The organism is Aquisalimonas sp. APHAB1-3, from assembly GCF_048323695.1.
Classification (GTDB): Bacteria; Pseudomonadota; Gammaproteobacteria; order Nitrococcales; family Aquisalimonadaceae; genus Aquisalimonas.
On record NZ_JBLWFT010000010.1, the window covers coordinates 91,243 to 115,442 of the forward strand.

The 24,200-nt window shown below is 66.0% G+C and carries 18 protein-coding genes; 12 read left to right on the forward strand and 6 right to left on the reverse strand.

Annotated elements, in window-relative coordinates; translation table 11 throughout:
* Positions 1-121: 121 nt before the first annotated feature.
* Positions 122-1,369, reverse strand: a complete 1,248-nt coding sequence (locus ACNSTU_RS13995) for an MFS transporter (protein ID WP_290637923.1) — start codon at positions 1,367-1,369, stop codon at positions 122-124.
* A gap of 263 nt (positions 1,370-1,632) precedes the next feature.
* Here ACNSTU_RS13995 and ACNSTU_RS14000 point away from each other — a divergent pair, with 263 nt between their 5' ends.
* The 3 genes from ACNSTU_RS14000 (at position 1,633) to ACNSTU_RS14010 (ending at position 7,023) form a co-directional block, all read left to right on the forward strand.
* Positions 1,633-3,066, forward strand: a complete 1,434-nt coding sequence (locus tag ACNSTU_RS14000; RefSeq protein WP_290633040.1) for a uracil-xanthine permease family protein — start codon at positions 1,633-1,635, stop codon at positions 3,064-3,066.
* A gap of 125 nt (positions 3,067-3,191) precedes the next feature.
* On the forward strand, positions 3,192-5,471 hold the full coding sequence (locus ACNSTU_RS14005) for an NADP-dependent malic enzyme (RefSeq protein ID WP_418212507.1): 2,280 nt from the start codon (positions 3,192-3,194) through the stop codon (positions 5,469-5,471).
* Positions 5,472-5,706: 235 nt separating this feature from the next.
* Complete coding sequence (locus ACNSTU_RS14010; RefSeq protein WP_290635670.1) at positions 5,707-7,023, forward strand: NCS2 family permease; 1,317 nt, start codon at positions 5,707-5,709, stop codon at positions 7,021-7,023.
* A gap of 1 nt (position 7,024) precedes the next feature.
* Here the strand turns inward: ACNSTU_RS14010 and ACNSTU_RS14015 are convergent, their stop codons facing one another.
* Together ACNSTU_RS14015 and bhcR are read right to left on the reverse strand one after the other, a co-directional pair.
* Positions 7,025-7,690, reverse strand: coding sequence for a hypothetical protein (locus ACNSTU_RS14015; RefSeq protein WP_290635668.1), 666 nt, complete (start codon positions 7,688-7,690; stop codon positions 7,025-7,027).
* Positions 7,687-8,547 carry an HTH-type transcriptional regulator BhcR gene (gene bhcR / locus ACNSTU_RS14020; protein WP_290635665.1) on the reverse strand — a complete coding sequence of 287 codons (861 nt, stop codon included), beginning with the start codon at positions 8,545-8,547 and terminating at the stop codon, positions 7,687-7,689. Before bhcR ends, ACNSTU_RS14015 begins: the two co-directional genes overlap by 4 nt.
* Before the next feature lie 189 nt (positions 8,548-8,736).
* On the opposite strand from bhcR, the gene bhcA reads away from it, so the two are divergent.
* From bhcA to xdhC, 9 genes are all read left to right on the forward strand, one after another.
* A complete protein-coding gene (gene bhcA, locus ACNSTU_RS14025; protein ID WP_418212508.1) occupies positions 8,737-9,927 on the forward strand; it encodes an L-aspartate--glyoxylate aminotransferase BhcA in 1,191 nt (396 codons plus the stop codon).
* Between the two features lie 41 nt (positions 9,928-9,968).
* Entirely contained in the window at positions 9,969-10,922 is a 954-nt protein-coding gene (gene bhcB, locus ACNSTU_RS14030) for a beta-hydroxyaspartate dehydratase BhcB (protein WP_418212509.1), read from the forward strand.
* 37 nt (positions 10,923-10,959) lie between these two features.
* Entirely contained in the window at positions 10,960-12,078 is a 1,119-nt protein-coding gene (locus ACNSTU_RS14035) for a DSD1 family PLP-dependent enzyme (RefSeq protein ID WP_290635660.1), read from the forward strand.
* Between the two features lie 17 nt (positions 12,079-12,095).
* Positions 12,096-13,061 (forward strand): iminosuccinate reductase BhcD, encoded by a 966-nt coding sequence (bhcD, locus tag ACNSTU_RS14040; protein ID WP_290635658.1) that lies wholly within the window; start codon positions 12,096-12,098, stop codon positions 13,059-13,061.
* A gap of 289 nt (positions 13,062-13,350) precedes the next feature.
* Complete coding sequence (locus ACNSTU_RS14045) at positions 13,351-14,709, forward strand: NCS2 family permease (RefSeq protein ID WP_290635656.1); 1,359 nt, start codon at positions 13,351-13,353, stop codon at positions 14,707-14,709.
* 91 nt (positions 14,710-14,800) lie between these two features.
* Positions 14,801-16,150, forward strand: a complete 1,350-nt coding sequence (guaD, locus tag ACNSTU_RS14050; RefSeq protein WP_290635654.1) for a guanine deaminase — start codon at positions 14,801-14,803, stop codon at positions 16,148-16,150.
* Between the two features lie 24 nt (positions 16,151-16,174).
* Entirely contained in the window at positions 16,175-17,641 is a 1,467-nt protein-coding gene (gene xdhA, locus ACNSTU_RS14055; protein WP_418212510.1) for a xanthine dehydrogenase small subunit, read from the forward strand.
* Positions 17,638-20,013, forward strand: a complete 2,376-nt coding sequence (gene xdhB / locus ACNSTU_RS14060) for a xanthine dehydrogenase molybdopterin binding subunit (RefSeq protein WP_290631766.1) — start codon at positions 17,638-17,640, stop codon at positions 20,011-20,013. Before xdhA ends, xdhB begins: the two co-directional genes overlap by 4 nt.
* On the forward strand, positions 20,010-20,774 hold the full coding sequence (gene xdhC / locus ACNSTU_RS14065) for a xanthine dehydrogenase accessory protein XdhC (RefSeq protein ID WP_290631764.1): 765 nt from the start codon (positions 20,010-20,012) through the stop codon (positions 20,772-20,774). The genes xdhB and xdhC overlap by 4 nt, the downstream gene beginning before the upstream one ends.
* A gap of 180 nt (positions 20,775-20,954) precedes the next feature.
* Here the strand turns inward: xdhC and ACNSTU_RS14070 are convergent, their stop codons facing one another.
* From ACNSTU_RS14070 to ACNSTU_RS14080, 3 genes are all read right to left on the reverse strand, one after another.
* Complete coding sequence (locus tag ACNSTU_RS14070) at positions 20,955-22,490, reverse strand: hypothetical protein (protein WP_290631762.1); 1,536 nt, start codon at positions 22,488-22,490, stop codon at positions 20,955-20,957.
* A 315-nt stretch (positions 22,491-22,805) separates the two neighbouring features.
* A complete protein-coding gene (locus ACNSTU_RS14075; protein ID WP_290631760.1) occupies positions 22,806-23,072 on the reverse strand; it encodes a hypothetical protein in 267 nt (88 codons plus the stop codon).
* 119 nt (positions 23,073-23,191) lie between these two features.
* Complete coding sequence (locus ACNSTU_RS14080; RefSeq protein WP_290631758.1) at positions 23,192-23,863, reverse strand: hypothetical protein; 672 nt, start codon at positions 23,861-23,863, stop codon at positions 23,192-23,194.
* Positions 23,864-24,200 lie beyond the last annotated feature (337 nt).

Genomic DNA, 24,200 nt, shown 5'->3' on the forward strand with positions numbered 1-24,200 from the left:
GGGTGGGTGCCTGGATGCGCCCGGGAATGGTGGACCTGAAGGTCCACCCTACGGTCGTCTACGGGTATGGGTGTTGGGGGTGGGCCGTAGGGTGGATTTTTACATCCACCGATGCCGATGCCTACGCATATCCATGGGCGGCGGCGCGGCGGCGTCGGGCGGGGGTCATGCCCCAGTAGCAGGCAACGGCCACCACCTGCAGCGCAATGAGCAGCGTCCAGATCGCTACATGGGCCTCGTCAGGCGCCATGCCCGCCGCCTGCCCCAGATCCAGCAGCCACCCGTAGGCCGCCTGCAACAGGAACGTACCCAGAAACACGCCCAGGGTGTAGGTAGTGCTGAGGCGCCCGAGCATCGACCCCGGGAAGGTGCGCGCGAACACGGCGTACAGCACCATGCCGGAACCACCGGTGACGCCGAACACAAACCAAGTCGCCTGGGTCACCGCCTCACCCTGGAATAGCACCCACGCCTGGACGACCGGAAACAGCGACATGGCGACACCGGCGGTGACCGCCACCTCGATACGGAAGCGCAGCAGCCAGCTCGCCAGCGCGCCAAGCCCCACCCCGCCGAAGATCAGGGCGACGCCCACCACCGACACACTCATGGCCGCCTCGCCACGGCTGTAATCCATGGTCTGACGCAGGAACGGCATCAGCCACAGTGTCTGCATGGCCAGGAACATGGCCTGGTTGAGAATCCCCAGAGGCAGGATCGACCAGTAACGGGGGTCAGCCATGTAGCCGAACACCCCGGGTCCGTCTGCCTTCTCCTGCCCCGCCGGAGTGCGCGGCGGCTCCGGCACCAGACACCAGAGCAGCACCGTCAGCAACAGCGCGACACCGCCCAGCACACCCATGATCTGTCGCCAGTCCAACACGGCCAGAAGCGCATCCAGCGGCGTGCCCACGAGAACGACACCCAGACTGCCCACGGAAGCGAGCAGCCCGTTGAACAGCGGCACCTGCGCCGCCGGGAAGACCTCGGCGATGGCCTTGTAACCGGCGGTGAGACTGGCCGCCAGACCGACCCCCAGCAGCACCCGCCCCGTCATCAGCCCCGCCAGCCCCGCGGCCAGGGCGAACACGACCGCGCCGGTGGCGGCGAGAATCAGCAGCAGGCTCTGGGTCCTGCGCGGACCGATCCGGTCAAGGAGATAGCCCACCAGTGGCTGAACCAGGGCGAAGGCGAGGAAAAAGCTGGCGGTGACCGCGCCCACGGCCCCCGGCTCCAGGCCGAAGCCGGTCGCCAGCTTCTCCTCGAAGGCGACGTTGACCCCGCGCAGCACATAGGACAGGAGAAACCCGGCAGCGAACAACGCGAACACTAGGTACCGCCGGGGATGGGCGACACGCGCCGCCGTCACGGGAGCATCTCCGGGCACCGGCCTGTTCGTGGCCACCTCGTATACATTGAACTTGCGCCTTCCATTGCATGAATACTGTCGGTTCCGTGCGGTCAGCCGCAACCCCGTGCCGACAATCCTCCGCTGTGCGGCAGATCGCGAACCGGACACGCCGGGGTTGCAAGTGCACTCAACTTTGTTAAATTTCGAGCTACCATTTTGTATACAGTTTCTGAGAAACCGGCACATCGACCGGTGACACGACAACGCCAGGAGGAGAAGCCATGGCTGAGCAGGACGAGACACAGCACCGGTCCGATGCGACCACCGCGGATCCGGCTACCGAGCAGGTCCGCGACCCGGATGTGACGCCGCCGCTGAAGAAGGCCATTCCACTTGGCCTGCAGCACGTCATGGCGATGTTCGCCGGCAACGTAACCCCACCCATCATCATCGCGGGCGTCATCGGCGCCACCACCGGCGAGACCGTATTCCTGATCCAGGTGGCGCTGTTCGTCGCCGGTGTCTGCACCCTGCTGCAGACCCTGGGCGCCGGCCCCATCGGCGCGCGCCTGCCCATCGTCCAGGGCACCAGCTTCGGTTTCATGCCGGTAGCACTGCCCATGGCCAGCACCTTCGGGTTGCCTACCGTCCTCGGGGCGGCCTTCATCGCGGGGCTGTTCCAGATCGGCCTGGGGGCCATTCTGAAGAAAATACGCCACTGGTTCTCACCCGTGGTCACCGGCATTGTCGTGCTGCTGATCGGTATCTCGCTCATGCCGGTGGGCCTCAACTATGCCGCGGGTGGCGGTGACGGCTCGGCATCCGACTACGCGTCTCCGGCCAACCTGGGCATGGCGCTGTTCGTGCTGGTCGTCACCGTCATCGTGCACCAGTACGGCAAGGGCATCTTCAAGGCGGCATCCGTGCTCGTGGGCCTCGCCGTGGGCTATGTCACCGCCATTGCACTGGGCATGGTGGACTTCTCACCGGTGGCCGAGGCGAGCTGGTTCGCCCTGCCCCAGCCGTTCGTCTACGGCATGCAGTTCGAGCTCGCGGCCATCGTCGGCATGGTGCTGATCATGTTCGTGGTGGGGCTTGAGACCATCGGCAACATCACCGCCATCACCGTGGGCGGCGCCGGCCGCCAGCCGAAGGCGCGTGAGCTCTCGGGCGGCGTGATGGCGGACGGCGCCGCCACCTCGTTCGCGGCCATCTTCAACACCCTGCCGAACACGGCCTTCGCCCAGAACGTGGGCCTGGTCACCCTCACCGGGGTGGTCAGCCGGCACGTGGTCACCATTGGCGGCGTGTTCCTGATCGCCCTGGGCCTCATTCCCAAGCTGGGCGGGGTGGTATCGGCCATGCCGGAGCCCGTGCTGGGCGGCGCGGCCGTGGTGATGTTCGGGATGATCGCCTCGGCGGGCCTGAAGATTCTGCAGCGCTGCGAGCTGGATCAGCGCAACCTGCTCATCATTGCCGTCGCCATCGGGCTCGGCGTGGGCCTGCCAGCCACCGAGGAGATCGCCGACACCCTGCCCGGCCAGGTGGGCGTGCTGCTGAAATCCGGGCTCGTACCGGCCGCCATCGCCGCCCTGTTCCTGGACGCGGTGCTGCCCCGGGCCAAGGGGCAGGAATATGAAGCACCGGAGGCGGAGCAGGCATCGGGCGACGACGCGCCGGCCGACGATGCACCCGCCGGTAGCGAGAACCGCTGATCCGCCACTGCGCCCGGCGCCTGCGCGCCGGGCGAACTCCCCTTGATCCACGACCCGCACGGCACGCCTCAAGGGTGCCGTGCGGGCAACCGTATGCAACACCCGCCTGAACAGGGAGACCGAACATGTCCGACCAACTGCGTGACAGCGCGATTGAATACCACCGCCAGCCCCGCCCCGGGAAGCTGGAGGTCGCCCCGACCAAGCCACTGGCCACCCAGCGGGACCTGGCGCTGGCCTACTCCCCGGGGGTGGCGTCGGCGTGCGAACTCATCGTCGAGGACGCCAGGGAAGCGGCATCTGTCACTGCCCGGGGCAACCTGGTCGGTGTGGTCAGTAACGGCACCGCCGTGCTCGGGCTGGGCAACATCGGTCCGCTGGCGTCCAAGCCGGTGATGGAAGGCAAAGGCGTGCTGTTCAAGAAATTCTCCGGCATCGACGTGTTCGACGTGGAAGTGGACGAAGCGGACCCGGACCGGCTGGTGGACATCATCGCCAGCCTGGAGCCCACCTTCGGCGGCATCAACCTGGAAGACATCAAGTCGCCGGAGTGCTTCGAGGTGGAGGAGCGCCTGAAGGAGCGCATGAACATCCCGGTGTTCCACGACGACCAGCACGGCACCGCCATCATCACCGCCGCCGCGGTGCGCAACGGCCTGCGGCTGATCGACAAGGACGTGGCGGACGTCAAACTGGTGTGCTCCGGCGCCGGTGCCGCGGCCGTGGCCTGCCTGGAGCTGCTTGTGGGCATGGGCATCCGGCCGGACAACATCATCATGCTCGACTCGCGCGGCGTGGTGCACACCGGCCGTGACGGCCTGCACCCGCGACAGCGGGCCTTCGCGCGCGACATGGAGGCGCGCACCCTGGCCGAAGCGCTCCCGCATGCAGACATCTTCCTGGGGCTCTCGGCCCCCGGCGTGCTGAGCCGGGAGATGGTCGCCACCATGGCCCGGGATCCCCTGATCCTGGCCATGTCCAACCCGATTCCGGAGATCCTGCCTGAGGACGCCAAGGCGGAGCGGCCGGACTGCATCATGGCCACGGGGCGCTCCGATTACCCGAACCAGGTCAACAATGTCCTGTGTTTTCCGTTCATCTTCCGCGGTGCGCTGGACGTGGGTGCCACCACCATCAACGACGAAATGAAACTGGCCTGTGTCGAAGCCATTGCCGACCTGGCCATGGAGGAGTCCTCCGACATCGTCGCCAACGCCTACGGCGACACCAGTCTGCACTTCGGCCCGGACTACCTGATCCCGAAGCCCTTCGACCCGCGCCTGATCGTGCGCGTTGCCCCGGCGGTGGCACGCGCCGCCATGGACACGGGGGTCGCCGCCCGCCCCATTGCCGACTTCCACGCCTACCGGCGCCAGCTGAACACCTTCGTGTTCCGTTCCGGCCTGGTGATGAAACCGGTGCTCGAGCAGGCACGCCAGCAGCCGCAGCGTATCGTCTACGCCGAAGGTGAGCAGGATCGCGTGCTGCGCGCAGTCCAAGTGGTGGTGGACGACGGCCTGGGCGAGCCCATTCTGGTGGGCCGCCGCAAGGTGGTGGAGATGCGCATCGAACGCCTGGGCCTGCGGCTCGCCCCCGGGCGCGACTTCGAGCTGGTGGATCCGGAGGATGACCCGCGCTACCGGGAGTACTGGACGCTGTACCACTCGATCATGGAGCGCAAGGGCGTCACCCCCGACCAGGCCCGCACCATCGTCCGCACCCGCAACACCGTGATTGCCGCGCTGATGATTCGCCGCAACGAGGCCGATGCCATGATCAGCGGCGTGGTGGGACGCTACCACCAGCACCTCTACCACATCGAGTCAGTGCTCGGCCGGCAGGCTGGCTGCAACAACATTGCCGCCATGAACGCGCTGATCCTGCGCAAGGGGACGTTCTTCCTCTGCGACACCTACGTGAACAGCAACCCCAGCGCCGAGCAGATCGCGGAGATGGCCGTCCTGGCAGCGGAAGAAGTCCAGCGGTTCGGCATGACTCCGAAGCTCGCGCTGCTGTCCCACTCAAGCTTCGGCTCCTCCGACGCCGACTCCGCGGACAAGATGCGCACCGCGCTGTCGCTGATCCGGGAGCGGGCGCCGGCGCTGGAGGTGGAAGGCGAAATGCACGGCGACGCTGCGCTCTCCGAGGAGATCCGCGAGCGGATTTTCCCGAACTCCACGCTCAAGGGCACGGCCAACCTGCTGATCCTGCCCACGCTGGACGCGGCGAACATCGCCTTCAACCTGCTCAAGGGTGCCAGCGACGGCGTCTCCATCGGCCCGATCCTGCTGGGCGCTGCGGAGCCGGCGCACATCCTGACGCCGTCAGTGACGGTGCGGGGCATCATCAACATGAGCGCCCTGGCCGGTGTCGAGGCCAGCATGCGCAAAGCCGACACCGCGTAAACGCAAGGCGGTTCCCGCCCCATGGCGGGAACCGCAATGCCCGCCTGCGGTGCAGACGCACCACGATGCGGCACCATTACACCTCCCTCGGAACCCTGCTCCCACCGGAACCGTCCGCCGCAGCCGAACACCCGGTTGTGAACGATCGTGGCCTGATTTGTGCACACGAGACGTCGGTACGACACGTGGCTACAATCAATGGCCGGGCACAACCAATAAGACGGCGGGGGCACCCATGAATCAATGGCTCGACAAGCGCTTCGGTTTCACGGAACAGGGCAGTAACTGGCGCCAGGAGACGGTGGCCGGGGTCACGACGTTTCTGGCCATGGCCTACATCCTCTTCGTCAACGCCTTCATCCTGGCGGATGCCGGCATGGACCCGGGCGCGGTGTTCGTAGCCACTGCCCTGTCCGCGGCACTGGCCTGCATCATCATGGGCCTGTGGGCCAACTACCCCATCGCGCTGGCACCGGGTATGGGGCTGAACGCGTTTTTTGCATACACGGTTGTGCTCGGCATGGGTGTGCCGTGGGAAACCGCGCTGGCCGGCGTGCTGGTCTCCGGGATCCTGTTCCTGATCCTGACCCTCAGCAAGGTGCGGGAGAAGATGATCAACGCCATCCCGCTGCAGCTGAAGATGGCGGCCGGCGCGGGTATCGGGCTGTTCATCGCCTTCATCGGCCTGAAGAACGCGGAGATCGTGGTGGAGTACGAGCCGACTCTGGTCACCCTGGGCAACCTCGGGGAACCGGCGCCGCTGCTCGCCATTGCCGGGGTTCTCATTACCGCCGCGCTGCTGGTCCGCCGCCTCCATGGCGCGGTGTTCTATGGCATCGTCGGCACCACGGTGCTCGGCATGATCATCGGCTTCGTGGCGCTGCCCGACGCCGTGGTGGACTCGGTCCCGAGCCTCGCACCCACGTTCGGCGTGGCCATCGTCCATCTGCCGGACATCCTCCTGGCGCCGGAGCTCTGGCTGGTGGTGTTCACCTTCCTGTTCGTGGACATCTTCGATACCGCCGGCACGCTGATGGCGGTGGCGAACCAGGCCGGCTTCATCAAGGACAACAAGCTGCCCCGCGCCAGCCGTGCCATGGGCGCCGACTCCACCGCCACGGTGGTGGGCGCGGTGCTTGGCACCTCCACAACCACCGCCTACATCGAGTCGGCGGCGGGGGTGTCAGCTGGCGGGCGCACCGGGTTCACCTCGCTGGTGGTGGCCGCGCTGTTCCTGATCAGCCTGTTCTTCTCGCCGCTGCTGGAGATCTTCCTGGAGCACCCGGAGCTCACGTCACCGGCACTGATCATCGTCGGCGTGCTCATGGCGTCCGCGCTGGGGCATATCGACTGGAAGGCCCCGGAGTTCGCCATCCCGGCGTTCGTGACGGTGATCGCCATGCCGCTGACGTTCAGCATCGCCACCGGGCTCGCCATGGGCTTCGTGCTCTACCCGCTGACCATGGTCTTCAGTGGCCGCGCGAAAGAGGTGCACCCGCTGGTGTACGTGCTGTTCGTGGTCTGCCTGATCTACTTCATCTGGGGCGCCTGACTCAGCCCACGGGCTGACACGCGCCGGACGCCGGATCGAAAAGGTAGCGCCGACTTTCGATCTCCACCAACAAGCGGCCGTCGTACCAGACCAGGGGCTCCTGGTAGGGCGGCCGCTCCGCTTCCCGGGCGTTGTCTTCCGTGACGCAGTGATCCACCGGCAGGGCCGTCTCGGCGACGGTCGCCGCCAGGGACTCGCGGTCGACCACGTTGACGACCTGACCCTCCGCCGGCCCTTCCAGAATGAACGCCACGAAGCGGCCCTGGTCGCTCCACTGCCACAATCCCACGGAACCGCCGTACTGAAACGCCGCCGGGTGCCAGCGCCCCTGCTCCAGTGACTTGAGCCAACCGGCGCCGTGCGCGGCACCGGTGGTGGTCACGGCCAGCCACTCGCCGTCCGCCGACAGGGCGGCATCAAGGATGCGCTCCGACGCGCCAAAGGCCGCGTCCGAGTCGACATTGATCTGTGACGGGATATCGGCGCTTTCCGCCAGGGTTTCGCCGTCAGCCGTCTGTACCCGGTCTTCATCCACGGAAAGGGGCGCCTGCCGCTGGCTTGCCTCATCGGCCGTGACGCGGTCGCCACGGTCCTGGCCTGCACAGGCTGCCAGCCCCAGGGCTGCAACAATGGCCGCGCCGGCCCGGATTGTTCGTCCTCTGATCACGCCTGCTCTCCCGTTGATTCTGCGGTCATGCGCGCGGGCAACAGCCCGCCGATGTTGTCGGTCACCTCGTCCGCGGCGTCACGCACCAGCGGCCCGAGCTGATCCAGTACGGCATCCGGCAATCGAGCGGCCAGCCCCGAGATGGAGATCCCGGCGATCGCCTCACCGTACTCGTTGAATACCGGCGCGGCCAGACAACGCATGCCCGTGGTGCTTTCCTCGTCATCCACGGCCCAGCCCCGCTCACGGGTCCGCACCAGATCCGCGAACAGGGCCTCTGCCGTGGTCAGCGTGGTCTCGGTGAACGCCGGCAACCCCTTCTCCGTGATAATGGCGCGCACGTCCTGCTCACTGCGTTCGGCCAGCAACGCCTTGCCGATGCCGGAGGCGTGCATGTGGCCACGTGTACCCGGACGAAAGAACGCGCGGATCGGCTTGTGGGTCTCGATCTGGGAGACGAAGACCACATCGCTGCCGTCCTGAATGGCCATGTTGGAGGTCTCCCCGCTCGCCTCCATGAGCCGGCGCATCACCGGGCGCCCGGCCTCCAGGTAGTTGGTCCGACGCAGGAAGGCGCTGCCGATCCGGAACGTCTCCACGCCGATGGACCAGGTCTGCGCCTCTTCGTCGAAGGTCACCATGTCACGCTGCTGCAGCGTGACCAGCAGGCGGTAGGCAGTGGTGGGTGCGATGTTGGCGTCCAGCCCGATCTCGGTGAGCGTCATCTCGTCCTGCTCTGCCAGCAGCGTCAGCAGCCGCAGCCCCCGGTCCAGGGCCTGCACGGTGCCGGTGGCGTCCTGCGGCCGGTCACTCCGAGGCCGGCCACGCTTGCGCCGGCGTTCCCGTTCATCAGCCATGATTCTCCCCCTTTCATGCCGAACGGAATTTTTCGCACACCACCAACACGGCGTGGCCGAAAAACCCGTTTTTCTTCCTCACTCAGCACCCTACCCATTTTCTTGCCTTAATGAAATAGTTTTCCGAAAAAATTGGAAATCTTTTCCATTTCTCTAACATGGAGTCAGAAACAAATCGGAGGAGATGTCATGGAAAACCAGAACCCCGTCTTCATCCCGGGGCCGACGAATATTCCCGAGCGCCTGCGCAAAGCCATGAGCGTGCCCACCTGGGATCACCGCTCGCAGGAGTTCGGCCGCATGTTCGTGCCGCTGCTGCAGGACCTGAAACAACCCTTCGGCACCACCCGGGGCGACGTGGCCGTGTTCACCGCCAGCGGCACCGGCGGCTGGGAGACGGCCATCACCAACACCCTCTCCCCCGGCGACACGGTGCTGGCGGCGCGCTACGGCATGTTCTCCCACCGCTGGATCGATCTGTGCGAGCGCCACGGACTGGACGTGAAGGTGATCGACTGCGAGTGGGGTGAAGGCGCCCCCATCGCCGCCTATCGCGACGCCCTGGCGGCGGACACCGATCACCGCATCAAGGCGGTGCTCACCGTCCACAATGAGACGGCCACCGGCGTACGCAGCGACGTGCGCGCGGTGCGCGAAGCCATGGATGCGGCAGACCACCCGGCCATGCTGTTCGTCGACGGCGTGAGCTCCATCGGCTCCATGGAATTCCGCATGGACGACTGGGGCGTGGACATGGCCGTGGCCGGCTCCCAGAAAGGTTTCATGCTCGCCACCGGTCTCGCCATCGTCGCCGCCAGCCCGAAGGCGCAGGCGGCCATGGAGACGGCACGGCTACCGCGTTGCTATTTCGACCTGCGCGACATGCTCGCTGCCGGCGGCAAGGGTTCCTACCCCTATACCCCGGCCATCGGCCTGATCGAGGGATTGCGCGAGAGCATGAACATGCTGCTTGCCGAAGGCCTGGAGAACGTTCATGCCCGCCACTTCCGCATCGCCGAAGGGGTCCGCCGCGCCGTGGCCGCCTGGGGCATGGAAGTGTGTGCGCGGCACCCGGAGCTCAACTCCGATACGGTCACCGCGATCATGGTCCCGGACGGGTTCGACAGCACCGAGCTGGTCAACTATGCCAACGAGACCTACGGCGTGAGTTTCGGCATCGGCCTTGGCCAGGTCGCGGGGCAGCTGTTCCGGATCGGCCACCTGGGACAGATGAGCGACGTGATGGCTCTGTCCGGCATCGCCACCGCCGAGATGGCCATGAAGGACCTGGGCTACCCCATCGAGCTGGGCAGCGGCGTGGCCGCAGCTCAAGAGTACTACCGGGCGAACAGCGCGGTGGCCCAGCGCAAGACCGCCTGATCCGGGCCCGTCCACGGGCAACAACCAGGGAGTTGCCAGCCATGTACATACCCAGTTTCGACGATGCCAGGGCTGCTCACGAGCGCATCAAGCCGTGGATCCACCGCACGCCGGTGCTCACCAGCGAGACGCTGGACCGCATGAGCGGCGCCCGGCTGTTCTTCAAGTGCGAGAACCTGCAGAAAGCGGGGGCATTCAAGGTGCGCGGCGCCACCAACGCGGTGTTCAGCCTCACGGACGAAGAGGCAGCCCGCGGCGTGGCCACGCACTCCTCGGGCAACCACGCCCTGTCGCTGAGCCGCGCCGCCGGCTGCCGCGGCATTCCGGGCACGGTGATCATGCCGGAGACGGCGAGCCGCGCGAAGATGCGCGCGGTGGAGGGCTACGGCGGCGAGATCATCACCTGCAAGCCCAGCCTGGAGGCGCGCGAGCGCACGCTGAACGATCTCGTGGAGCGTACCGGCGCCAACTTCGTGCACCCGTACAACGACCATCGCGTCATCGCCGGCCAGGCCACCTGCTCACTGGAGCTGAACGAGGACGCCGGCCCCCTGGATGCCGTGGTCGCACCCATCGGTGGCGGCGGCATGATCAGCGGCACGTCGCTGACCATCTCCAGCATCGCGCCGGATACGCGCATCTACGCCGCCGAACCGAAGAACGCGGACGACGCCTACCGCTCCTTCAAGGCGGGCTACATCATCGAGGACGACGCCCCGGACACCGTTGCCGACGGGCTCAAGGTCTCCCTGCGCGACCTGAGCTGGCACTTCGTTTCCAGCTACGTCACCGACATCCTGCTGACCACCGAGGAGGAGATCATCGACGCCATGCGGCTGGTATGGGAGCGCATGAAAATCGTCATCGAGCCCTCCAGCGCGGTGGCGGTGGCCGCCATTCTCAAGAACCCCGACGTATTCCGCGGCCAGCGGGTGGGCGTGATTCTCACCGGCGGCAACGTGGACATGTACAAGCTGCCCTGGCTCGCGAAGTGAGCCCCGCGGCATCCCCATAAGGAAGAGGAGAAACGCCATGAGCACCAATGTCCCCGCCCTCGTGGGCACCCCTGTTGAAGACGTCCTCACCCCCTGCCTGCTGGTGGATCTGGACGCCTACGAACGCAACGTTGAACGGATGGCGAACTACATCAACGGCCAGGGGCTGCGCCACCGGGCGCACGCCAAGACGCACAAGTCCCCCAACATCGCCCTGGACCAGATCGCCCATGGCGCGGTCGGCGTGTGCTGCCAGAAGGTCAGCGAGGCCGAGGCCATGGTCAACGGCGGCGTGCGCGACGTGCTGGTCTCGAACCAGGTCATCCAGCCCGCCATGATCGACCGTCTGGCCGCCCTCGCCCGCCAGGCACGCGTGCTGGTGTGCGTGGACGACATGGACAACATCGACCAGATCAACGCCGCCGCCCTGCGTTACAAGGCCCCCATCGAAGTGCTGGTGGAGGTGGACGTGGGCGCCGGCCGCTGCGGCGTGGCGCCCGGCGATGCCGCGGTGCCGCTGGCGAAACGCATCGCCGCCTCCGAGGGGCTGCGCTTCGCCGGCCTCCAGGCCTACCAGGGCAAGGCGCAGCATGTGCACGACTTCGACGAGCGCAAGGGCAGGATCGACGAGGCCATCGCCGCGGTGAAGCACACCGTGGAGTTGCTGAGGGCCGAGAACCTGGAATGCGACATCGTCGCCGGGGCTGGCACCGGCACCTACACCTTCGAGGGCGAGAGCGGCGTGTACAACGAGCTCCAGTGCGGCTCCTACGTCTTCATGGACGCCGATTACCAGCGCATCAAGATGCAGGACGGCCGCCACATCGACGACTTCGAGAACAGCCTGTTCATCTACTCCACGGTGATGAGCAAGACCAAGGCGGAAAAGGCCATCTGCGACGCCGGCCTCAAGGCCCAGAGCGTGGACTCCGGCGTGGCCGTGGTGTTCGGCCGGGACGACATTGAGTACATCGGCGCCTCGGACGAGCACGGCGTCATCAAGGACCCGGACAACGTGCTGCGCCTGGGCGAGAAGCTCAAGCTGGTGCCCGGCCACTGCGACCCGACGGTCAACATCTACGACTGGTACGTGGGTGTGCGCAATGGCCGCGTTGAATGCCTGTGGCCCATCACCGGCCGCGGCATGTGCCTGTAAAGGCAAGGAGCGAAACCATGCAGATTGTATCCGAAGAGGCGGTAAAGGCAGCGGTGAGCCGTGCGGACGCTTTCACCGCGGTGGAATCCGTCTTCGCCGCCATGGCCACGGGGCAGGCCTGGAACTTCCCCGTGGTCCGCGAGGCCATCGGCCACGCCGATGCGCTGTACGGCTTCAAGTCCGGGTTCGATCGCGACCACATGGCGCTCGGGGTGAAATCCGGCGGTTACTGGCCCGGCAACGCGGCCCGGGGGCTGACCAACCACCAGTCGACGGTGCTGCTGTTCGACCCGGACACCGGCCAGCCGCGCGCCCTGGTGGGCGGCAATTACCTGACGGCGGTGCGCACGGCCGCCGCCAGCGCCGTCTCCATTCACCATCTGGCGCGCCCCGACGTGAAGACCCTGGGCATCGTCGGCGCCGGCCACCAGGCCCCGTTCCAGCTCCGTGCCGCCGTGGAGCAGCGCCCCATTGAGCGGGTGGTGGCCTGGAACCGCAGCCCGGAACGGCTGGAAGGCCTGCGCGAAGCCGCCCAGGCCATGGGCCTGCCCTTCGAGGCGCTGGACCGGGACACCCTGTGTGAGCAGGCGGACGTGATCATCACCATCACCTCCTGCTTCGAACCCCTGCTCACCAGTGAGCAGATCCGCCCCGGCACGCATATCGCGTGCATGGGCACGGACACCGCCGGCAAGCAGGAGATCGACCCGGCCATTCTCACTGGCGCCGAGGTGTTCACCGACGACCCGACCCAGGCGGCCACCATCGGCGAGTGCCAGCATGCAGTGGCTCAGGGGCACATCCACCGGGATGCCATCCGCCCCATCGGCAGGGTCACCGGCGACCCGGGCAGCTTCCGCCGCAGTGCCGAGGCCATCACCGTGTTCGACGGCACCGGGGTCGGTCTGCAGGATCTTGCCGTAGCGCGAGTGGCCGTGGAGCGGGCCGCCGAGGCCGGCACCGCGACACGGATCGACCTGTAACACCCGGACGCACCCTTCCCCTTGGCACAAGGACGTGCCACCTGTTTCTCCACCCCGCCGCATACCAGCCCCCGGTCGTTCGCGGCCGCGTGCCTGCAGCGAGTGCCTGCCCCGGATCACCCCCTATGATCAGACGGACAAAACCGCTTAGGTGTCATGCCAAACCGTCGTTGTAAAGGGGTTGCCTGTGCCTGTGTATACATGCTTTTATGCCAATCTAGTACACAATTAATGACATCGACTGTGAACGATGTGAATCAGGCACATACAAGAACCTCGGAGGAGAGCCATGAGTTCCCCGGATACCGCAACGCAGACGGCCGCAGACGGCCGACCGGCACAGGGTGGGCTGGACGCCTTTTTCGGCCTGACCGAGAACGGCACCACTATCCGCACCGAGATCATGGCTGGCGTGGCGACCTTTCTCGCCGGCATGTACATCATCGTCGTCAACCCGGCCATTCTCAGTGACGCCGGCATTCCCTTTTCCGCGGGGCTCACGGCCACGGTCATCATCAGCTTCCTGGGCAGCCTCGCCATGGGGCTGTACGCCCGCAACCCGATTCTCATCGCGCCCGGCATGGGCATGAACGCGCTGTTCACCTACACCCTTGTGGAAGGCGCGGGCGTGCCGCTGGAAATCGCGCTGGGGTGCGTGTTCTGGTCCGGGGTAATCTTCGTGATCCTGGCGGTGTTCAATGTGCGCCAGATCATCGTCGACGCCATTCCGGCGAACATGCGCTACGCCATCACCTGCGGCATCGGGCTGTTCATCACCTTCATCGGGCTGAAGAATGCCGGCTTCATCGTCAGCAACCCGGCCACGCTGGTGAGCATGGCGGACCTCGGTCCGTCCGTACTCACCTTTCTCGCCGGCCTGGCGCTGACGGGCGCGTTCGTCGCCCGCAAGGTTCCGGGGGCGCTGGTGCTCGGCATCGCCGCGACCACGCTGCTGGCCATCCCGCTGGGCCGCATGTGGGGAGCCGACACTGCCGTGGTATGGGACGGCCTGGTGGCCGGCCCGGACTTCAGCTTCATGTTCCAGGTAGACGTCATCGGCGCGCTCAACTACGCGTTCTGGCCGTTCATCTTCGTGATGCTGTTCACCAACTTCTTCGACGCCCTGTCCTGCTTCATGGGCCTGTCCGAAGCGGCCGGGCTGAAGGACAAGGACGGCAACCCGCGCAACCTGAAGCAGTCCATGTCCGTGGATGCCTTCTCGTCGATCATTGCCGCCCCGCTCGGCACCAGCGCGGCGCAGACGTTCATCGAATCGGGCGCCGGCGTGGCCCAGGGCGGCCGGACCGGACTGGTGGCGGTAACCATCGCACTGCTGTTCCTGCCGTTCCTGTTCCTGTCGCCGCTGCTTGAGCTGGTGCCGGCCATTGCCACCTCCACGGTGCTGGTGCTGGTGGGCCTGTTCATGCTGGCGCCGGTGAAGAAAGTGGAGTGGGAGCGCTACGACGAGGCCATTCCGGCGTTCCTGGCGGTGATTCTCATGCCGCTGACGTACTCCATCACCATGGGCATCGCCTACGGCTTTCTCAGCTACGTGGTGATCAAGGTGCTCACCGGCCGCATCAGCGACGTGAAACCGGCCATGCTGGTGGTCGCCGCCCTGTGTGTACTGATGCTGGCAACGGTGTAACACTGGAACGAAACTTGTATACAGAAACCCTGTACGGTTTGCGGCGGTCAACACTGTGAGCGCCGCAAACCGTCGAAGCAACGGGAGAGCCATGAACACCGCAAGCCATGACCCGTATGCCCTGCGCGGCACCCTCATCGACTGCGACGCCGTCGCCGACACGGCGGTGGGCAGCGAGGCCCTGCGCATCATCGAGGACGGGGCCCTGATCATCGAGGACGGGCACATCATCGCGCGCGGCCCCGCCGCGGAGGTGCTGACCGGAGACCGGTCGCATCTAACGATGCACGACTACAGCGGCCGCTGGCTGCTACCCGGGTTCATCGACAGCCATATCCACTACCCGCAGACGGACATCATCGCCAGTTTCGGCTCCCAGCTGCTGGAGTGGCTGGAACGCTATACGTTCCCGGCCGAGGCGAGCTTCGCTGATCCGGAGGTGGCCCGGGAGACGGCGGACTTCTTCCTGCAGGAGCTGTTCCGCAACGGCACCACCAGCGCCAACGTGCTGGGCACGGTACACGCCCAATCGGCGGACGCTATCTTCGAGGCGGCGCAGCACCACGGCATGCGCCTCATTGCCGGCAAGGTGATGATGGACCGAAACTGCCCGGAGGCCATTCAGGACACCCCCGAGAGCGGCTATCGCGACTCCCGCGAGTTGCTGGAGCGCTGGCACGGCGTGGACCGCCTGCGCTACGCCATCACCCCGCGGTTTGCGCCGACGTCCAGCGACGCACAGCTGCAGAAAACATCGGAACTCGCCCGGGAGTTCCCGGACGCCTACCTGCACACGCACCTCGCGGAGAACCGCAACGAAGTGGCCTGGGTCGGCGAACTGTTCCCCTGGGCGCGGAGCTACATGGACGTGTACGACCATTACGGGCTGGTGCGCGAGCGCTCCGTGTTCGCCCACTGCATCTACCTGGACGACACCGACCGCCGGCGCATGGCGGACACCGGCGCGGCCATCGCCTTCTCGCCCACATCGAACACGTTCCTGGGCAGCGGCCTGCTGGAGTACCGCGACGCCCGCGCCACCGGCATCCGCGTGGGCCTGGCCACGGACGTGGGCGGCGGCAGCAGTTTCAGCATGTTCCGCACCGCCAGCGAGGCGTACAAGGTGTCCTGCCTGAACGGCACGCCCCTGTCCGCCGCCAGCCTGCTGCACCTGGCGACCCGCGGCAGCGCCGATGCCCTGGATATTGCCGACCGGGTGGGCAGCCTGGACGCGGACAAGGAGGCAGACATCATCGTGGTGGACCCTGCCGCCACGCCCCTCACGGCGCGGCGCACCGCCCCGGCAACCCTGCAGGAAAGCCTGTTCGCCCTGCTCATGCTGGGCGACGACCGCCATATCGAGACCACCTACGTGGGCGGCCGGATCGTCCACCAAAAGAATGCGCACGCGCCCGGAAGCGTCCCGGAGCGAAAGCCATAACGCTTTGAACTATGAGGAACACTCATGTCTGATCCAATCCGATTCCTGCTCGGAACCAGCGAACGGGAGATCCGCGACGCCGACCCGAACATGACGGTACTGCAGTGGCTGCGCACCCGCGCGGAGCAGCCCGGCACCAAGGAAGGCTGCGCCGAGGGCGACTGCGGCGCCTGTACCGTGGTGGTGGGTGAGCCCGACACCGGCGGGCGTATTCGCTACCGCGCCGTCAACGGCTGCATCCTCTTTCTTCCGGCCCTGCACGGCAAACAGCTCATCACCGTGGAGCATCTGCGCCAGCCCGACGGCGCCCTACACCCCGCGCAGCAGGCCCTGGTAGAGTGCCACGGTTCCCAGTGCGGCTTCTGCACCCCGGGCTTCGTGATGTCCATGTTCGCCATGTACCACAACGAGGATCGCCCCGGCCGCCAGCGTATCCAGGACGTGCTTGCCGGCAACCTCTGCCGCTGCACCGGCTACCGGCCCATTCTCGACGCCGCCGAGCGCATGTACGACCTGGGCGACGGAGACGCCTTCAGCGCTCGCGAGTCGGAGACGGCGCAGCGTCTGACCGCCCTGCGCGGCGACGACACCCTGCACGTCGCCGGCTCCGGACGCGATTACTACGCGCCCCGCACCACCGACGCCCTGGCGGACCTGCTGGCGGATCTGCCGGATGCCACCATTCTGGCCGGCGGCACCGACGTGGGGCTGTGGGTCACCAAGCAGCATCGCAAGCTCGATACCCTTCTCTACACCGGCGACGTGGACGAGATGAAGACCGTCCGCGAGGATGACGACTGGATCGATATCGGCGCCGCCGTAACCCACACCGACGCCATGGACCTGATCGGCCGGCACTACCCGGACTTCGGCGAGCTGCTGCGGCGCTTCGCCTCGGTGCAGATCCGCAACTCCGGCACCCTGGGCGGCAACATCGCCAACGCCTCGCCCATCGGCGACTCCATGCCGGTGCTGATCGCCCTGAACGCCGAACTGGTTCTGCGCCAGGGCAGCAGCCTGCGCACCCTGCCCATCGACCAGTTCTTCCTGGACTACCGCAAGACCGCCATGGCCGCCGGCGAGTTCGTCGAGCGCATCCGCGTTCCGAAACCGGCAGCGGGCTGGCAGCTGCGCTGCTACAAGCTCTCGAAGCGCTTCGACCAGGACATTTCCGCGGTGTGCGCGGCGTTCAATCTGCGGCTGGACGGCAACATGGTGCAGGACGTGCGTATCGGTTTCGGCGGCATGGCAGCCATACCCGCCCGGGCCGTGCAAACGGAAACCGCCCTGCGCGGTCAGCCCTGGAACGAGGCCTCCGTGACCGCCGCCGGCGCGGCACTGGAGACCGAGTTCAAGCCCATGAGCGACATGCGCGCCAGCGCCGACTACCGCATGCTCACGGCCAGGAACCTGTTGCGTAAATGCCACCTGGAGACCACGAATCACCCGACACCGACACGGGTACTCGACCATGAGGAGGCGCAGGCATGAGCGGGCGCACCTTTCCCGAATTCGACAACGCCAGCCGCACGGTGCACAAGCCGCACCCCCACGACAGTGCGCACAAGCACGTCACCGGCGAGGCAGTGTACACCGACGACATCCCCGAGCCGCGCAACCTGCTGCACGCCTACGTCCGGCTGAGCGACACGGCCCATGCGAAGATCACGGGCATGGACGTCTCCGCCTGCCGCGAGGTGCCGGGCGTCGCCGCGGTGATGACGGCGGACGACCTCCCCGCGAAACGGGACGTGGGGCCGGTCTTCCCGGGCGATCTCGTCTTCGCCGAGAACACCATCAACTACTGGGGCCAGGCCCTGTTCGCCGTGGCCGCCGAGGACCTGGGCACCGCCATTACGGCGGCGAAGAAGGGCCGGGTCGAATTCGACGAACTGGAGCCGGTGCTCACCATTGATGATGCGCTGGAGAAGGAGTCGTTCGTACTCGACACCCGGCGCTTCGACAAGGGCGACACCGACTCCGCCCTGGCGCAGGCGGCCCATCGGCTGGACGGCGAATTCGCCATCGGCGCTCAGGACCACTTCTACCTGGAAGGCCAGATCGCCATGGCCGTACCCCAGGAAGACGGCGACATGCTCGTCTACAGCTCCACCCAGCACCCCTCCGAAGTCCAGCATCTGGTGGCGGGCGTGCTGGGCATCCCCGACCACGGCGTCGTCATCGAGACCCGGCGCATGGGCGGCGGTTTCGGCGGCAAGGAGACGCAGCCCGCACACATCGCCGCCATCGCCGCGGTGCTGGCCCAGCGCACCGGCCGCCCGGTGAAGCTACGGCTGGACCGCGACGACGACATGGTCATGACCGGCAAGCGCCACGACTTCAAGGTGCGCTACGACGTCGGCTTCGACGACACCGGGCGCATCCAGGGCGTGGACTTCATGCTGGCGTCGCGCTGCGGCATCTCGGCGGACCTCTCCGGCGCCGTGAACGACCGCGCCATGTACCACGCGGACAACGCCTACTACCTGCCGAACACGCGCATCGTCTCGCACCGGTGCTACACCAACACGGTGTCCAACACCGCCTTCCGCGGCTTCGGCGGCCCCCAGGGCATGATGGCCATCGAGTACGTCATGGACGAGATCGCCCGCCACCTGGGGCTGGACGCCTTCGAGGTGCGCCGGCGCAACCTCTACGGCATCGACGAGCGCAACGAGACGCCCTACGACCAGATCGTGGAGGACAACATCCTCCCGGAACTGTTCGACGATATCGAACGCAGCGCCGAGTACGCCGAGCGCCGCCGTCAGGTGGACGCCTTCAACGGCGAGGGCGGCGTGCTGCGCAAGGGCCTGGCGGTGACGCCGGTGAAGTTCGGCATCTCGTTCACCACCACACACCTGAACCAGGCCGGCGCGCTGGTGCTCGTCTACACCGACGGCAGCATCCAGCTCAACCACGGCGGCACGGAGATGGGCCAGGGGCTGTACACCAAGGTGGCGCAGATCGTCGCCGAGGAGTTCGGCGTGGATCTGGAGCGAGTGCGCATCACCGCCACCACCACCGGCAAAGTGCCCAACACGTCGGCCACGGCGGCCTCCTCGGGCACCGACCTGAACGGTATGGCAGCACAGAACGCCGCCCGCGCCATCAAGTGGCGCCTGACGAAGCTGGTCAGCGAGACCTGGAACGTGGATGCCGAGGATGTGGCCTTCCGCGACGGCCAGGTCCTGGTGGGTGACGACCCGCTGTGCACCTTCCCGGAACTGTGCCAACGGGCACACCTGAACCGCATCCAGCTCTCGGAGGCGGGCTTCTACGCCACCCCGAAGATCCACGTGGACAAGGCCACGCTCAAGGGCCGGCCGTTCTACTACTTCGCCTACGGCATCGCCTGCGCGGAGGTGCTGGTGGACACGCTCACCGGCGAGTATCGGGTGGTGCGCACCGACATTCTCCACGACTGCGGCAAGTCCCTGAACCCCGCCATCGACCTGGGACAGGTGGAAGGGGGCTTCGTCCAGGGCATGGGCTGGCTGACCACAGAGGAGCTGGTGTGGAACGACAAGGGCAGCCTGACCACCCATGCACCCTCCACCTACAAGATCCCGGCGGCCAGCGACATGCCCGTGGATTTCCGCGTGCGGCTGCTAGACTCCGGCTACAATCGGGAGAAGGCGGTGCGCCGGTCCAAGGCCGTGGGTGAACCGCCGCTGATGCTGGCCATGTGCGTCTACCACGCCCTCAAGGACGCCGTGAACAGCGTCGCACCCCGGGGGGCGCGGGTCCGGCTGGACGCCCCGGCAACGCCCGAGAAGGTGCTGCTGGCCATGGAGAGCGCCCGCCGTCTGGGTGGTGATGTCGCGGCCCGGGCGGACAGACTCGAGGAGGTGGACGAGTGAAGCCCTGGCTTGACGCCATGAACCGCTGCGTGGCCGACGACGTGCCCTGCGTCCTGGTCACGCTGGTGGGCACCGAGGGGTCGTCGCCGCGGGCATCCGGCGCCAAAATGCTGGTCACCGCATCGGACTCCACCGGTACGCTGGGAGGCGGCACGGTGGAACTGATCGCCCAGGAACGCGCCCGGGAGATGATCACCGGCGGGACCACCACCGTGTCGGAAGAGGACTTCACCCTCAACGACGCCCTGGATCAGGCGTGCGGGGGGCGCATGCGGCTGCTGTTCGAGCCGTTCCTGCCCTCCCCCCTCACCATCGCCATCTTCGGCGCGGGGCACGTGGGCCGCGCGCTGGTGGACGTGCTCGCCGGCATCCCCTGCCGCATCCACTGGGTGGACAGCCGCCAGGGCCAGTTTCCGGAGACGGTACCGGAGCAGGTGCGCACCCACGCCCCCGATGACCCGGCCAGCCTCGTGCCGGAGCTCCCGGCCGGGACCCTGCTGGTGGCCATGACCCACAGCCACGATACGGATCTGGATATCCTCAAGGCCGCCCTGCAGCGGGACGATCTGGGCTTCATCGGCACCATTGGCTCGTCCACCAAGCGCGGGCGATTCATGCACCGGTTGCGGGATGCCGGGCTCGGACAGGCCGCGGAGGAGCACCTCACCTGCCCGGTGGGGCTGCCCGGCATCGGCGGCAAGGCACCGGGGCATATCGCCGTGAGCCTGGCTGCGCAACTCCTGCAGGTGGCGGGGGAGTAGTTGTGGATGGTGGACCTGAAGGTCCACCCTACGCCAACCGCCTAGAGGACCGTGCAGCCGTAGGGTGGACGTTCACGTCCACCGTAACAACACGGTCATAACCCGGACACAAAAAACCCCGCCGAAGCGGGGTTTTTTGTGTCCGACAAGGCCACCTTCCGGTGGCCCTGCTAACCGAGCTTAATCCTGCCCCGGCGACTGCGGACCGACGGCATCGTCCGCCGGGCCGTTGCCATCATCCAGGCCGTAACCCGTGAGCCAGTAGAAGGCGAAGAAGGCCGCCAGGATGAGATACCCGAGAGCGAAGTCCGGCGCACCCATGAAGGTCATCTCTTCCGCATGCATGATGCCGATGAAGGACAGCAGCGCCGCGATGCCCGCGAAGATCGTGGCCCGGAAGAAGTCCTTGTCGATGACGAACACGGTGATCGCGCCCAGGATAATGCCGGTAAACATGGCGCCTTCGGCCATGGGAGCGATGCCTCCCGAGACCCCGGCCATCACGTCGGCGGCATCATTGCCGAAGTTGGTGGCGATGTAGTTACCCAGATACGGCAGCATGGCCAGCACGATAGCCGGGAAGTAGCGCATGTCGTTGCCACGGAACGCCGTGGAGATCATGGAGAGCCCCACGAACACCAGCAGCGGCGCCACCACGGCCGTGGGAATGATCTCCGCCAGCGCGGCGATCAGCCCGAACATGGCCGCAAACAGGTAGACAATGCCATTGAGGATGCTGTAGCCGCGTCCGGCATTCATCCACTTGGCACCCACCGAGGCAATGTACACCGTGGTCGGAAACGGCCCGCCAAACAACGCACCAAGCATGGTGCCGACGCCGTCCACGGCCATGCACTCACGCACGTCATAACGGTCGCCTTCGGCCTCCATGGCTTCGACGTTGTTCATGGTCTCGATGGCATTGTAGAGCGTAATGGGCAGGACGACCGTCAGCAGGCCGGCCATGGCACCGAACAGGTAAGTGAAGCCCTGGATCCAGGTGAACTCGGGCAGAATCGGGTAGAAGCCGAAGTGCTCCATGCCCTCGGCCACGGAGTCCACCTCCGCCTGCCCCAGCAGATACGCCAGGCCCGTGCCGATAAGGATGGCGAACAGCGACGCCGGGATGCGGAACGGCATGTGCACCTGGCCGACAATGCCGACGATGATGATGCCCAGCACCAGAATGCCGATCACCGGCATCTCGTAAGTGGTGAACAGCATCTGTCCGGCTATGAAGGTCAGCGCCACCCCGGCCAGCGCCCCGAGCATGGCGGCGCGCGGCAGGTTGCGCTTGACCCAGGCGCCGAGAAAGCTGATGCAGACCTGTACCAGGCCGCTGAAGAAGCAGGCGGCGACGGCAATCTTCCAGGCCATCTCGGCGTCATCGGTGAACTGGTACGCCGGCAGAATCACGCCGAACAGGAACACGAACATGATCGGCGTACTGATGCCGTAGGACAACGCGGTTACGTCGGCGCGACCTTCCTTGCGGGCGAGTCGGCTTGCATACCAGGCATAGTAGAAGTTGCCCACCAGCACGGCGATGGCAGCGCCGGGGATGACCTTCCCGAAGACAATGTCCGTGGGGAAGCCAAAGCCCAGCAGGGTAATGGCGATGATGACGAAGTTGGCGATGTTGTTCTGGAACAGTGCGAAGAAGGCATTCGTATCCTCCTTCTTGAACCACGGATAATGCTCCGGTGCTGAAGCCATGGATCCCCCTCCTTCCTGTGGCCGTCGCTTGCGGTGAAGAGACTGCGAGTGGAAACGGCTGCTTTGCGCAGCTCACTTATGAAGTTATGTATACAACCTTATTCTTCACTAATAGCCATTTCGGATACAGTAAATGACCAAAATTGTGTGCGCAACGCCTCGGTCTGACGCTGTTCCACCGCCGGGCCACTGGAATCGGGGAGCTGTGACGGACGTCACAGGGTAAAGGATACGGGGAGATGGCTTGCCGTGCATAAGGCGCCGGACTGGTCACCTCCGGCCGCTTCATGCACGGCAAAGACCTGGGATAGAAACTTATTGATGGATCTGGCTGTGCGTCTCCATGTAACGACGCAAGGTCAGTTTCAACCGAGCGGCACGGGCGTGATCGTCACGCGCCTCCGCCGCCGCGATGCCGTCGGCGATCATGGCTCTGACGCGCTCTTCCCCTTCCGGCGTCTGCACCAGAAACCAACCCATTTCCAGAGCCGCCATCATGGGCAGGTGCTCGTGCTCGGCTATCGCCTCCACCTCGTCTTCGGTGAGGTCGGACATGGCGATGCAGTCTTCAATGGTCAGCAAAGTGTAACCCTCCCTGTCGAACTGGAACGGGCGAAAGGATTCCGCCCCGCCTTTCCAGACACGGGTAACAACTGGCAGGTCACCTGCCGATGCCGATGCGTTGCCGACATGAGGCAGGCTCACTCCTGAGTGTAGACCTCGTAACGGGGTGCCCGGCGAATGGACAGACGAGATGCAATCATCTCTCTCAGAGCCCCCGTGTAGCGCCGCCGACCGCGGCGCAGCGCCTGGGCGCCGCCACGTGCGGCATCCGCCACCGTGGTCCAGGAGTACGCTACGGCGATCAGGCCGAACAGTTCCCACCAACTGGAACAGTAGATCTGAGCCTGGGAGGGGCTACCCTCGAAATCCCAAGGGCCGCGGTAAACCACGTGTGGCATGACCCGCTTCTGGGTCCGGGCCGCCTTGACGTTGACGGACCCGCCGAATATCCACCGTTTGCCGGCACACAGCGCGTCAGCCGCGGAAAACAGGTAGATCGCGTTGCGCTCGTGTGCGGTCAGGGCATGACGAATCAGCCAGAAGCAGGTGATCTCGCAGGCGTTGCCGGTGGCCAGATAACGCTTGATGTCGGCGCGGGAGCGCGCCGGCTCGGGGATCATTTCATAGTAGCGCAGTGGCCCCCGGGAGTTGATGATGTAGCCGCCCACCATACGGCCGTCCTTGTAGAATGCGCGGACCGTATCGGCGCACAGAAAATAATTGATATCGATCGGGTTTTTGCACAACTTACCGAAGTTCAGGAAGAATTCGCGGATGCTTTCGGGGTCTCTGAGCAGAGCGCTTTCCATGGATATACGGTCCTCTTTGGGATCTGTTTTTTGCCCGCCTCATGGGCGAGGATTCAGTGTGAGATGACGCTGCATTGCAGGCCCCAGTGCCCTTGCGTCATGGCGTCACGCATTCAAGAATAGTCAACTTTCCGGAACTTTCCTGGTGAAAGCGGCGGCTGGCGCGGGTTACAGGCGTTACTCGGGCGAATCCTGTGGTATGGTCAGAGCGCTTAGGCTCAACTTTCAAGTGCAACACCTGACCCCTTCGGAGGTAGGCTGTTGCGATGAATACTGGATACCGACACCTCAGCAGTGAAGAGCGCGCCGTGATCTTCTGTGAACACCAACGGGGCAC

Coding starts and splice junctions, on each gene's coding strand:
- xdhA (WP_418212510.1), top strand. CDS start 16,175: ATGTCTGATCCAATCCGATTCCTGCTCGGAACCAGCGAACGGGAGATC.
- bhcD (WP_290635658.1), top strand. CDS start 12,096: ATGCAGATTGTATCCGAAGAGGCGGTAAAGGCAGCGGTGAGCCGTGCG.
- ACNSTU_RS14000 (WP_290633040.1), top strand. CDS start 1,633: ATGGCTGAGCAGGACGAGACACAGCACCGGTCCGATGCGACCACCGCG.
- bhcR (WP_290635665.1), bottom strand. CDS start 8,547: ATGGCTGATGAACGGGAACGCCGGCGCAAGCGTGGCCGGCCTCGGAGT.
- bhcA (WP_418212508.1), top strand. CDS start 8,737: ATGGAAAACCAGAACCCCGTCTTCATCCCGGGGCCGACGAATATTCCC.
- ACNSTU_RS14010 (WP_290635670.1), top strand. CDS start 5,707: ATGAATCAATGGCTCGACAAGCGCTTCGGTTTCACGGAACAGGGCAGT.
- xdhB (WP_290631766.1), top strand. CDS start 17,638: ATGAGCGGGCGCACCTTTCCCGAATTCGACAACGCCAGCCGCACGGTG.
- ACNSTU_RS14045 (WP_290635656.1), top strand. CDS start 13,351: ATGAGTTCCCCGGATACCGCAACGCAGACGGCCGCAGACGGCCGACCG.
- guaD (WP_290635654.1), top strand. CDS start 14,801: ATGAACACCGCAAGCCATGACCCGTATGCCCTGCGCGGCACCCTCATC.
- ACNSTU_RS14070 (WP_290631762.1), bottom strand. CDS start 22,490: ATGGCTTCAGCACCGGAGCATTATCCGTGGTTCAAGAAGGAGGATACG.
- ACNSTU_RS14080 (WP_290631758.1), bottom strand. CDS start 23,863: ATGGAAAGCGCTCTGCTCAGAGACCCCGAAAGCATCCGCGAATTCTTC.
- bhcB (WP_418212509.1), top strand. CDS start 9,969: ATGTACATACCCAGTTTCGACGATGCCAGGGCTGCTCACGAGCGCATC.
- ACNSTU_RS14035 (WP_290635660.1), top strand. CDS start 10,960: ATGAGCACCAATGTCCCCGCCCTCGTGGGCACCCCTGTTGAAGACGTC.
- ACNSTU_RS14005 (WP_418212507.1), top strand. CDS start 3,192: ATGTCCGACCAACTGCGTGACAGCGCGATTGAATACCACCGCCAGCCC.